Here is an 11701-nt window from a genome sequence, read left to right as displayed (position 1 = left end):
TGTTCAGATCTCGATAAATGTGATGTTCTCGCCCTTCATCTTCAACACGGCATCTTGTGAAAAAGAAGAGGGGTAGCGCACATTGGGCATATCGGCAAAATATGGCTTGGGGCTGTTGGGCAAATAGTCCGAAACATGCAGGCTGCGCTCAGCCCGGGCACGCAGGTAGGTAATGTAGGATGCGTTATGTTTGGTCGAAGCAGAAACAGTCCATTGAATGGCCAGCTTTGTTTCCACAGGCGTCTGATCCGGCGCACTGCTGCGATGAGTTACTCGATTATCCCAAATAACCAGATCGCCGGCCTTACTCATGATCGTGCGCTCGAATTTTACCGGTTCGGCGAGCCTGATCTTGACTTCATCTTTACTGAGCTTGTGCGACCCCGGCAGTAAGGTGATGCCGCCGCCCGACACAGGATCATTATCTTGAAGATAATAAGCACACTGTAAGAATTCGGGAAATGCGCTAGGCGAAATCACTTCGTCGGGAAGAAAGTACGCATCATTGTGCCATGGTATATAAACGCTCTCGCGCACCGTAAAATTCGGTAACAGCGAAAAATCCGACTGAAAAATATCCTTTATCGCCTGAATAGCACCAGGATGGAGCAGTGCATTGACCATATCACTAAATTGCAGAAACGCCGTTGGCAACAGCGTGCTCTGCTCGGTCTCTGCCAAACTATTGACATACGTTTTACGCAACTTTTCCACCTGCTCGTTGCAGAGTACTCCTGGAATAACGACGTACCCATCCCGTTCAAGCTTTTCTCGAAAGTTCATGATCTATAATCCGTTATATAGAGGGTGACCCAGGCCACCCTCCCTTTAATTCAAAGATAGTAAGTCAGACTTCAACATGCTTGGCGGCTGTCGAGCTTTCTTCAAACGACACGCCCAGACGTTCAAATTCCTGGAAGAAATCCGGAAAGGAACAATGAACGTCCTGATAACCATCCAACTCATTAAGCTGTTGGCACCGCAAGGAAGCCACAAACAATGACATGAAAATTCGATGGTCACCCCAGGCTGACAACACTGCATCACCGGCGTAACTCGGTTCACCACGAATAACGAAGCCATCGTAGACGCCGTTTTTAAACAACGGCTGTATGTCCACACCCATTTTCACCAGCTCGGTCACCATCGCCTCAATGCGTGGCGACTTGTGCAAGCGCGTAATGGAGCCGCCGGTCACTTTGAACTCACCCTGCACATAAGCACCGATCGCCGCCAGTGTCGGCACAATATTGGGGTAATCACTCGCATCGAAATGATACTTGCCTTTTAACTCAGCCAACTTATTAACAATGCGTACTTCATTGGCAGCGTCATTGAACTCAACATTGACGCCCAGCGCCTCGGCCACTTTGAGAATCGCACGCTCGCCCTGCAAACTCTTGCTGTTCATGTTCTTGAGCGTCAACTCGCCCGGAAAGATGATGCCGGCCGCGATCAGATAGGACGATGAGGTGTAGTCACCGACGATCGTATAGTTCGCGCTGCGATAGTGGCCGGGATACACCGTAATCTGTGAATAGTCAGCGTTCACGTCATAGCTGATCCCCGCAGTGCTGAGGGTTTCCAAAGTCTGCTTGATATACGAAAGCGACAGAATTTCACCGCGGATATTCACCACCGTAGGTTGTTTGGCGAGGGGGGCGCAGAACAGAATCGCGGTGATGAATTGCGAGCTGATATTGCCCTCAATCGTACACTCTCCCCCTTTATAACCACCCCAGTTCACAATCGGGGCCTTGCCACTGTGGTTGATGCATGAAATATGAGCCCCCAGCCCTTCCAGGGCGACAAACAAAGGCTCCATGACACGCCCCCGCAGAACTTCATCGCCGGTAATAACCGCCGGCGTCGTTGTAAAGCACGTCAACGCAGCAAACACTCGAAATACCAACCCGGAGCCTAGAGCGTCGATCACCTTCTTTTCAGGCTTGATCAAGCCGCCTGTGCCAGTTACCACTAACCTGCCTGGTTGCTCCTCGATAATTGCACCAATACTACGACATGCCTTTTTCATTGTTTCGGTTTCAAGGCAACGAAGGTCATTGTAAATATAAGAAGTTCCCGAGGCGAGGCTGGCGGCAATAATTGCCCGTTGTGTTTCAGGTTTTGAGGAGGGGATGGTGGCGATAGTGCCGATCGATGAGGTAGGAAAGACTTTCAAGCGTTTTTGGGTCGACATGCATTGCTCCCTAAGACAGTAGATCCAATGTGATCGGCGAGCGGGCATTACGCTCACCGACGCGACAGAAATATCTTGTTACAACCACTAAAAACCTATCCTAGGGTTTAACGCGTTTCAAATAACAAAATGGAATAAGATTGGATCCAATCTATGACTCATTGAATTTTTTCGTTTTACTTCAATCCGTTACGGCACACAAAAAAAAGCGAAACCCATAAAAAAACCGCCATCGCTGGCGGTTTAAATTTTAAAAATTCTACTATTTCATATGGCACAACGACATCTTTGGCTAACCATTAGAAGATACCCGGGTAGGCGCCGCCGTCGATAAGGATGTTCTGACCGGTCACATAGGCAGCCTGATGACTGCATAAAAAAGCACACAATGCAGCGAACTCAGCCGGGTCACCAAAGCGCCCCGCCGGAATGGTTGCCAGTCGACTTTCAGCCATAGCGTTCACTGTTTTTCCTGAACGCTCTGCCGCCACTTGAAAGGTATTTTCCAATCGCTCGGTTTTGAACGCACCGGGCAGAATATTATTGATCGTGGTGTTTCTCGATGCGAAGTCTTTCTGACGCGCCAAGCCCGCCACAAAACCGGTAAGCCCGCATCGGACTGAGGTTGAAAGCCCCAATGCATCCAGGGGCGATTTAACCGCGCCGGAAGTTATATTGATTATCCGGCCGAAGCCTCGACCTGCCATGGAATCGATCACTGACTTGATGAGTTCGATAGGTGCCAACATATTGGTATCAATTGCTGCACGCCACTCTTGATCGGTCCACTCACGAAAGTTCCCAGGCTTGGGCCCCCCGGCATTATTGATCAATATATCAACTTGCGGGGCAGCATCGACCAATGCCTGGCGAATCGAAGGGTCAGTAATATCACCTACCACCGTGATGACTTCTCCCTCAGGATTTCCGAGTTTCAAGCGCTGTGCGGCAGCCTCTAAGTCAGGCGCGCCCCGTGCGTTAATCACGATGTTTACACCCTCGTCCGCAAGCGCCTGGGCACAGCTATAACCCAACCCTTTACTGGCAGCACAGACGACAGCCCATTTACCTCTAATCCCTAAGTCCATCATCACTCCTCGATCAGCCGTCAACTTGCAAGCGTCGCGTATTCAGCGAGCGTGCGTCGTTATTAGTCGATATCACACAAGCCCGTGGAGTGACAAGCCGGGCATTACGCCGCGCCAGAGGCAAAAAAATACCCCTCAGCGAGGGGTACTTTTCAATTGTGGCAAACACGCTTTACCGGGCTATTTCTTCACACCCAGCTTTTTCAGTTCTTCATCACGCAATTCACGCCGCAGGATCTTGCCGACGTTAGTTGTAGGTAACGCATCACGGAACTCAACAGCCTTGGGCACCTTGTAGCCGGTGACGTTGGCGCGCATGTGCTCCATCACCTGGTCCTTGGTGAGGGTGGCGCCTGGCTTGACCACGATGAAGATCTTGATGTGCTCTCCGGACTTCTCGTCCGGCACGCCGATGGCTGCGCACTGCAACACGCCCGGCAGGCCTGCCAGTACGTCTTCCAGTTCGTTAGGGTAGACGTTGAAGCCCGAGACCAGAATCATGTCCTTCTTGCGGTCGACAATGCGCATATAGCCGTCTGGCTGGATGATCGCGATGTCACCGGTTTTCAGCCAACCTTCGCTGTCGAGCATCTCGGCGGTGGCGTCTTCGCGCTGCCAGTAGCCCTTCATGACTTGTGGGCCCTTGACGCACAGCTCGCCGGTTTCGCCCAGCGCCAGCTCGGTACCGTCGTCGGCGATGACTTTACACACTGTGGACGGTACCGGAATGCCAATGGTGCCGATCTGGATATGCTGGATCGGGTTCACCGTGGCCACCGGGCTGGTTTCGGTCATGCCGTAGCCTTCGCAGATACCACAGCCGGTCACGGCCTTCCACCGCTCGGCGGCCGCCAATTGCAGGGCCATGCCGCCCGACAGGGTGACTTTGAGCGCGGAGAAATCGAGTTTGCGGAAGGCTTCGTTGTTGCACAGCGCCACGAACAGGGTGTTCAGGCCGACGAACCCGCTGAACTTCCACTTCGACAGTTCCTTGACCATCGCCGGCAGGTCACGCGGGTTGCTGATCAGGATGTTGTGGTTGCCGATCAGCATCATCGCCATGCAGTGAAAGGTGAAGGCATAGATGTGGTACAGCGGCAGCGGTGTGATCAGGATCTCGCAGCCTTCGTTGAGGTTGGACCCCATCAGCGCCTTGCATTGCAGCATGTTGGCGACGAGGTTGCGGTGGGTCAGCATCGCGCCCTTGGCCACACCGGTGGTACCGCCGGTATATTGCAACACTGCCACATCGCTGCTGGCCGGGCTGACATCATTCACCGGCTGGCCATGGCCCTTGGCAAGCACGTCATTGAACGTGATGGCCTGGGGCAAGTGATAGGCCGGGACCATCTTCTTCACGTACTTGATCACGCTGTTGATCAGCAGGCGCTTGAACGGCGACAGCAGGTCGGCGACTTCAGTGACGATCACATGCTTGACGGCGGTCTTGGGCACGACTTTTTCAGCCAGGTGCGCCATGTTGGCCAGGCAAACCAGGGCCTTGGCCCCGGAATCATTGAATTGATGTTCCATTTCCCGCGCGGTGTACAGCGGGTTGGTGTTGACCACGATCAGGCCGGCACGAATGGCGCCGAACACGGCGACCGGGTATTGCAGGACGTTGGGCAGTTGCACGGCGATTCGATCGCCAGGCTTCAAGTCGGTATGCTGTTGCAGATACGCGGCAAATGCCCCGGACAATTCGTAGAGTTCACCGTAGGTGATGGTCTTGCCCAGGTTGCTGAAAGCCGGTTTGTTGGCGAAGCGCTGGCAGGACTGCTTCAGTACCGCCTGAATATTCGGATACTCGTCTGGATTGATCTGTGCAGCAATCCCGGCGGGGTACTTATCCTTCCAAAAGTCTTCATTCATGGAAGCCCACTCCTCAGCGACGCGAATTCATCATCGCATTTGATGCGATTATTATTGGTGTATGTTTTTAGGTGAATCTGGCGCTTTCAAGCAGGCCGAGACGTCACAAAGCGCGCCGAGAGTAGCAGCTTTGCCGAGGGCCGCCTAGAGCCAAAAGAGGGCCCTACAGTCATAAACATGACTCAAGAATATCCAATGGTCACTTTTAGAGCAAAAATTCTATAACGCCAGAAATGGCTCTGGAACAGGCTCTCAAGGGCGAAAAATACACTGTGTGTGGCTTGCCTGCGATAGCCATGGGTATCTACACAACTTTGGCATGGCCCTGAACCTGTGGCGAGGGAGCTTGCTCCCGTGGCGGCCTGACAGCCACCGACTATCTAAATGATGCGACGCGATCCAAATGTGGGAGCTGGCTTGCCTGCGAAGGCGGCCTGACAGCCGACCAGGATGTTGGATCAGACCGAGTACATATCCGTTGCTGCGGTAACGGCCGCTTATGGTTTCGCTCTTACAGCGACTCACTTTTGGAGAGGCCCAAAAGTAAGCAAAAGGCCTTCGCCCCACCACTCGGCACCTCGCTCAGGCTCGGTGTGCCCCAAATCCCTGTCGAATTCCGGCCAGCGTGGTTTAACGGAGCGCCTCAGATCAAAAGCAGATCAAGAGCAAGATCAAGAGCGGCTCGCTTCGCATCGTGGTTACTGATGGTTGCTACGTCAGAGTTGTGTAGATACCCATGCTGCGATAGCGGTGGATCAGTCAATTCAACAGGTGACTGAAACACTGCTATCGCAGGCAAGCCAGCTCCCACAGTTTTGTACCCTATTTCAATTCAGGCGATGTCGCGAAGCTCACGCCGCAGAATTTTCCCCACCGGCGTCATCGGCAAAGACTCCCTCAGCACAATGTGCTTGGGCACCTTGTACCCCGTGAAGTTGGCCTTGCAGTACGCCTTCAGCTCCTCAAGGCTCACCCCTTGGGCTCGCGCTACCACGAACAGCTTCACCGCCTCCCCCGTGCGCTCGTCCGGCACGCCGATCACCGCGCAGCTGGCTACGGCCGGGTGGGCCATCACCACATCTTCGATTTCGTTGGGATAGACATTGAAGCCGGAGACGATAATCAGGTCTTTCTTGCGATCAACAATGCTGACATAGCCGTCGGTGTCGATCACGGCAATGTCACCGGTCTTGAGCCAGCCTTCAGCGTCCAGGGTTTCGGCGGTGGCCTGGGGTTGCTGCCAGTATCCCTTCATCACCTGCGGGCCCTGGATGCACAGCTCGCCACGTTCGCCCAACGGCAGTTCCTGCCCTGCATCATCAATCACCTTCATCGCCGTACCCGGCACCGGAATACCTACGGTCCCCAGGCGCGATAGACCGCCGTAAGGGTTGGTGCTGGCCACCGGTGAGGTTTCGGTGAGGCCGTAGCCTTCGCCGATGGAGCAACCGGTCAGCGCCTTCCACCGTTCCGCCGTGGCCTTGACCAGAGCGGTGCCGCCGGAGTTGGTGATCTTGAGATGGGAGAAATCCAGGCTCTTGAAATCCGGGTGGTCCATCAACGCCACAAACAGGGTGTTGAGCCCAAGCAGGCAGGAGAACCGCCACTGCTTTAGCTCCTTGATAAAGCCGCCAATGTCCCGTGGGTTGGTGATCAGCACGTTGTGGTTGCCGGACACCATCATGCACATGCAATTCGCCGTAAATGCATAGATGTGGTACAGCGGCAGCGGTGCGATCATGACCTCCTGCCCTTCCTTGATCAGCGGGTGGCCGTCTTCACCCAGTTGCGACATGCACGCCCGCACCTGCTGCATGTTCGCCACCAGGTTGCCATGGGTGAGCATCGCGCCCTTGGCCAGGCCGGTGGTGCCGCCGGTGTATTGCAGCACGGCGATGTCCTCCAGGGTTACCGGATGGCGCGTCACCCCAAGGCCCGCGCCCATGCGCAACGCACGCTTGAACGACACGGCCCGTGGCAGGTGGTAGGCCGGGACCATCTTCTTCACCTTGTCGACCACAGTGTTGACCAGCCAGCCTTTGGCGGCGGGCATGAAGTCACCCATCCTGGCTTCAATCAAGTAGTCGATCTCGGTGTCGGTGCAGACCTCCTGCACTCGCGAACCGAACAGGTTGAGGTACACCAGCGCCCGCACACCTGCGTCCTTGAACTGGTGGCGCATCTCGCGAGGGGTGTACAGCGGGTTGGTATTGACCACGATCAGCCCGGCGCGCAATGCGCCGAATACCGCAACCGGATAATGCAGCACATTAGGCATTTGCACCGCGATGCGCTCGCCAGGCTTGAGGTCGGTGTGCTGTTGCAGGTAACCGGCGAACGCCGCACTTTGGCGTTCAAGCTCGGCGTAGGTCAGGGTAATGCCCATGTTGCTGAACGCCGGACGGTCGGCAAAGGTCTTGCAGGAACGCTCGAAAACTTCGATCACCGACTTGTAGGTCGTGAGGTCGATGTCATTGGGAACGCCCGCCGCGCGTTTGTCATTCCAGAAATCAGGTTGCATTATTCTTGTCCTCTTACCTGAGTGTGTCCGGCCGCTTTAAGCGTTTATAAAAAGCGGAGCTTTGGGGACGTTAGCAGCTATGAGCAAACAGGCAAATACGCTAAATCGTGTCATTGATTGTATGAATCTTGCGTCTAACGTGTAGGCAGATACCCCGCAACTCTGCGAATGAGCTATACACTCCAACGACCCTGAGCAAAGGAAGCCGCCATGACCCACAGCACCTTCTGGCTGACCGCGAATGACCACAGCCGCCTGTACGTCAACCAATGGCTGCCAGACACCCCGCCCAAGGCGGTGGTGATGCTCTCCCACGGCATGGCCGAGCACAGTGGTCGTTATGCTCGCCTGGCCGACGCCTTGTGCAGCGCCGGCTACGGGGTGTATGCGCTGGACCAGCGCGGCCATGGGCGTACTGCCGATGAGGGCACCCTGGGGCTGTACGCTGAAAAGGATGGCTGGAACAAAGTGGTCGGCGACCTGGCCAGCCTCAACCAGCATATCGGCCAGCAAAAACCGGACCTGCCGATTATTTTGCTCGGCCACAGCATGGGCAGCTACATCGCCCAGGGCTATTTGCTGCACCACAGCGCCAGCCTGCATGGCGCGATTCTCAGCGGTTCGAATTTCCAGCCGGTAGCGCTGTATAGCGCGGCACGCCTGATCGCACGTATCGAACGAATGCGCCAGGGGTTGCGCGGCCGCAGTGCGTTGATCGAGTTCCTGTCATTCGGCTCGTTCAACAAAGCGTTCAAACCCAACCGCACCGCCTGCGACTGGCTGAGCCGCGACCCGGACGAAGTCGACAAGTACATCAACGACCCGCTCTGCGGTTTTCGCTGCACCAACCAGTTGTGGATCGACCTGCTGGGCGGCTTGCAGCAAATCAGCAAAGCGTCCAATCTCGCGCAGATCGACCCGGGCCTGCCGATCCTGGTGATGGGCGGCGAATGTGATCCGGTAAGCGAAGGCAAGCGTCTCAAGGACTTGGCCCATGCCCTGCGTGAGGCCGGCTGCCAGAACATACAATTGAACCTCTACCCGCAGGCGCGGCATGAAGTATTCAACGAAACCAACCGTGATGAAGTCACCGCCGACCTTCTGAGCTGGCTGGAACAGGCGCTGACGTTGCGCAGGCCAACCCGCTGCGAATAGTTTTTGCTTTAAAATCAGCCGATTAATTACCGATAAGCCACAGGATGCACCTTTAGATGACCCAGGTAACCAACACCCCGTACGAGGCGCTCGAAGTGGGCCAGACCGCCAGCTTCAGCAAGACCGTCGAAGAGCGTGATATCCAGTTGTTTGCCGCCATGTCCGGCGACCACAACCCGGTGCACCTGGATGCCGAATACGCCAAGGCAACCATGTTCAAGGAGCGCATCGCCCACGGCATGTTCAGCGGTGCGCTGATCAGTGCGGCCGTAGCCTGCGAGCTGCCTGGGCCGGGCACGATTTATATCGGCCAGCAGATGACCTTTCAGAAACCGGTCAAGATTGGCGACACCCTTACCGTGCGCCTGGAAATCCTTGAAAAACTGCCGAAGTTTCGCGTACGCATCGCTACACGCGTATTCAACCAGCGTGATGAGTTGGTGGTAGATGGCGAGGCAGAGATTCTGGCGCCGCGCAAGCAGCAGGTGGTGACGTTGACCGAGTTGCCGCCGATCAGCATCGGCTGAGGCTAACTGCAATCTCAGCATTTACACAATACAAATGTGGGAGGGGGCTTGCCCCCGATCGCGGTGAGTCAGTCACTCAATAGGTCGACTGACTTACCGCTATCGGGAGCAAGCCCCCTCCCACAATTGTTACTGTGCAGGTCTCAGGACTGAGCACGAGCCTGGTTACGCAGGGCTTTTACCTGGTCGTGGTTGCGCTGTACGCCGTGGTACTGACGCTCCACCAGGTCACGAATACCCAGCAGGTTGTGCTTGTTGATCTTCTCGATCGCTTCACGGTAAGCCTTCAGTGCGTGGTCTTCACCGCGCTCGGCTTCGTTCAATACCGCTTCTTCATCCTTGCCAGTGACCATCGACTTCACGTCGACCCAGCCACGGTGCAGAGCACCTGCTACGCTGCCGGAATCTTCCGGATCGCCACCCAGGGCACGCACGGCGGTTTTCAATTCAGCGGCGGCAGTGGCGCAATCAGCAGAGCGCTTGGCAAACAGAGCCTTGAGTTCCGGATGCTTGATATCTTCAGCGCATTCCTTGAAACCCTTTTGGCCGTCGATGCTGGTTTCGATCAGGTCGTTCAGTACGGAGATCGATTCTTTATTGATGTCAGTCATTTTTCAATTCCTTGTACGGGTTAGAAGGGTGTCTTGGTTATTGCAGCGCCCGTGCCAGGTTTTAAAAAACAAATTTATCTATTAATTTCAATAACTTAAGAAATATTGAACCATCTGTATGTGCGTTATTTGCATGATCTGTCATTTGGCCTTCATGCAGAATGCCTGTATTTTCGAAGACCTCGCCTCAATCCCGCGAAGCTCATGAATCCTGAAAAACTCGAACTGCTGATCACCCGCGAAATGCCCTTCGGCAAATACAAGGGCCGGATCATCGCCGACCTGCCCGGCCCCTACCTGAACTGGTTTGCCCGTGAAGGTTTCCCCCATGGCGAATTGGGCGGTCTGCTGGCCTTGATGCAGGAAATCGACCACAACGGCCTGGCCGAACTGCTCGAACCACTGCGTGCCAAACACGGCAAACCCGCCCCCCGCCATTGAGAGACTCGCCATGCCAAGGAATGCCGACAACGAACGCCACTGGCACACCATCGCCCAGCGCTATGAGCTGCAACCCGGGCCGATCAACCTGGAAAACGGCTACTTCGGGCGTATGAGCCGTGCAGTGCAAGCGCAATACCTTGAGCACATCAGCTTTATCAACCGCAGCAACTCGGTACATGTGCGCCAACGTTTCGAGCAAGGTGAAAACGTCGAGATTCGCCGCACGCTGGCGGCATTGATTGACGTCGACCCCGAGTCGATCGCCTTCACGCGCAACGCTACCGAAGCCTTACAGTCGCTGATCCGCAACTACAACCGCCTGCAACCCGGCGACCAGGTGCTGATCAGCGATTTGGAGTACGACACGGTCAAGGGCGCCATGCGCTGGCTTGCCGATGTTCGCGGCGTGGAGGTGATCGAGGTGTCACACACCCACCCGGCCAGTTTCGACAGCCTGGTGCAGACGTATAACGAGGCGTTCGCGCAGTATCCGCGCCTTAAACTGATGGCCCTGACGCATGTCACTCACCGCACCGGCCTGGTGATGCCCGTTGCGGCCATCGCCCAGGCTGCGCGGGAACAGGGGATCGACGTGATCCTCGACGGCGCTCACGCCCTCGGCCAGATCGAGTTCAACCTCGCCGAACTGGGCATCCAATTTGCGGGCTTCAACCTGCACAAATGGATTGGCGCACCGCTGACGCTGGGCTTTATGTACATCGCCCCGGAGCGCCTGGCCGATATCGACCCGGACATGGGCGAGTTTCACTACCCCGCCACTGACGTGCGCGCTCGTACGTCCTACAGCACACCCAACTTCCCAGCGCTGATGACTTTGCCGCTGGTATTTGAAGAGCATCGAGACCTGGGTGGCGCGGCGGCCAAGGGCGCACGGGTCAATTACCTGCGAGATCTGTGGGTAAGCCAGGTGAGGCCATTGGCGGGGATTGAAGTGCTGACGTCGGATGATCCGCGCTTGTATTGCGGCATCACTGCATTCAAGTTCATCGGGCGCGATCAGCAGTTAATGGTGGACAGGCTGCTCAAGGAATACGACCTGTTCACCACCACGCGAACAGGAGCGGCGTTTGGCACCTGTATTCGGGTGACGCCGGGGTTGGTGACAACGGCGGCGGATATCGGCGTACTGGTCAACGCCATTACCGAGCTGAGCAAGGATTAAACTGTTTTTTGGTGAGCCGGGGGATTTTCCAGAGGCAAAAAAAAGCGGCACACCGACCAAGTGCACCGCAAAAATGCCGTTAAGCACAGCAACAACGATT

The 11701-nt window shown here is 55.7% G+C and carries 10 protein-coding genes; 4 read left to right on the top strand and 6 right to left on the bottom strand.

All coding sequences use genetic code 11. From position 1 onward, the window contains the following. Nucleotides 1–3 precede the first annotated feature (3 nt). The 5 genes from QMK52_RS13665 to fadD2 all read right to left on the bottom strand — a co-directional run bounded on the left by QMK52_RS13665 (nt 4) and on the right by fadD2 (nt 7681). Entirely contained in the window at nt 4–783 is a 780-nt protein-coding gene (locus tag QMK52_RS13665; protein WP_005790748.1) for a phytanoyl-CoA dioxygenase family protein, read from the bottom strand. Between the two features lie 64 nt (nt 784–847). Continuing rightward, nucleotides 848–2200 (bottom strand): 3-phosphoshikimate 1-carboxyvinyltransferase, encoded by a 1353-nt coding sequence (gene aroA, locus QMK52_RS13660; protein ID WP_005790750.1) that lies wholly within the window; start codon nt 2198–2200, stop codon nt 848–850. A gap of 299 nt (nt 2201–2499) precedes the next feature. Then, nucleotides 2500–3288, bottom strand: a complete 789-nt coding sequence (locus tag QMK52_RS13655) for an SDR family oxidoreductase (protein WP_005790752.1) — start codon at nt 3286–3288, stop codon at nt 2500–2502. A 180-nt stretch (nt 3289–3468) separates the two neighbouring features. Beyond that, the gene (gene fadD1, locus QMK52_RS13650; protein WP_005790755.1) at nt 3469–5160 is read right to left on the bottom strand and encodes a long-chain-fatty-acid--CoA ligase FadD1; all 1692 of its coding nucleotides are present in this window, start codon (nt 5158–5160) and stop codon (nt 3469–3471) included. 832 nt (nt 5161–5992) lie between these two features. Then, the gene (fadD2, locus tag QMK52_RS13645) at nt 5993–7681 is read right to left on the bottom strand and encodes a long-chain-fatty-acid--CoA ligase FadD2 (protein ID WP_005790757.1); all 1689 of its coding nucleotides are present in this window, start codon (nt 7679–7681) and stop codon (nt 5993–5995) included. 210 nt (nt 7682–7891) lie between these two features. Here fadD2 and QMK52_RS13640 point away from each other — a divergent pair, with 210 nt between their 5' ends. Both QMK52_RS13640 and QMK52_RS13635 read left to right on the top strand, forming a co-directional pair. After that, nucleotides 7892–8836 carry an alpha/beta hydrolase gene (locus QMK52_RS13640; protein ID WP_005790758.1) on the top strand — a complete coding sequence of 315 codons (945 nt, stop codon included), beginning with the start codon at nt 7892–7894 and terminating at the stop codon, nt 8834–8836. Between the two features lie 56 nt (nt 8837–8892). Further along, nucleotides 8893–9363 carry a MaoC family dehydratase gene (locus tag QMK52_RS13635; RefSeq protein ID WP_003193747.1) on the top strand — a complete coding sequence of 157 codons (471 nt, stop codon included), beginning with the start codon at nt 8893–8895 and terminating at the stop codon, nt 9361–9363. A 143-nt stretch (nt 9364–9506) separates the two neighbouring features. Here the strand turns inward: QMK52_RS13635 and QMK52_RS13630 are convergent, their stop codons facing one another. Next, entirely contained in the window at nt 9507–9974 is a 468-nt protein-coding gene (locus QMK52_RS13630) for a ferritin-like domain-containing protein (RefSeq protein WP_003175720.1), read from the bottom strand. Between the two features lie 204 nt (nt 9975–10178). On the opposite strand from QMK52_RS13630, the gene QMK52_RS13625 reads away from it, so the two are divergent. Continuing rightward, entirely contained in the window at nt 10179–10415 is a 237-nt protein-coding gene (locus tag QMK52_RS13625; protein WP_005790761.1) for a DUF3820 family protein, read from the top strand. A gap of 10 nt (nt 10416–10425) precedes the next feature. Then, nucleotides 10426–11601 carry an aminotransferase class V-fold PLP-dependent enzyme gene (locus QMK52_RS13620; protein ID WP_005790763.1) on the top strand — a complete coding sequence of 392 codons (1176 nt, stop codon included), beginning with the start codon at nt 10426–10428 and terminating at the stop codon, nt 11599–11601. Nucleotides 11602–11701 lie beyond the last annotated feature (100 nt).

This window comes from Pseudomonas sp. P9_2, from assembly GCF_034008255.1.
Lineage (GTDB): Bacteria > Pseudomonadota > Gammaproteobacteria > Pseudomonadales > Pseudomonadaceae > Aquipseudomonas > Aquipseudomonas synxantha_A.
The sequence above is the reverse complement of the archived record's forward strand: the minus strand, read 5'-3'. Positions and strand labels throughout refer to the sequence as shown.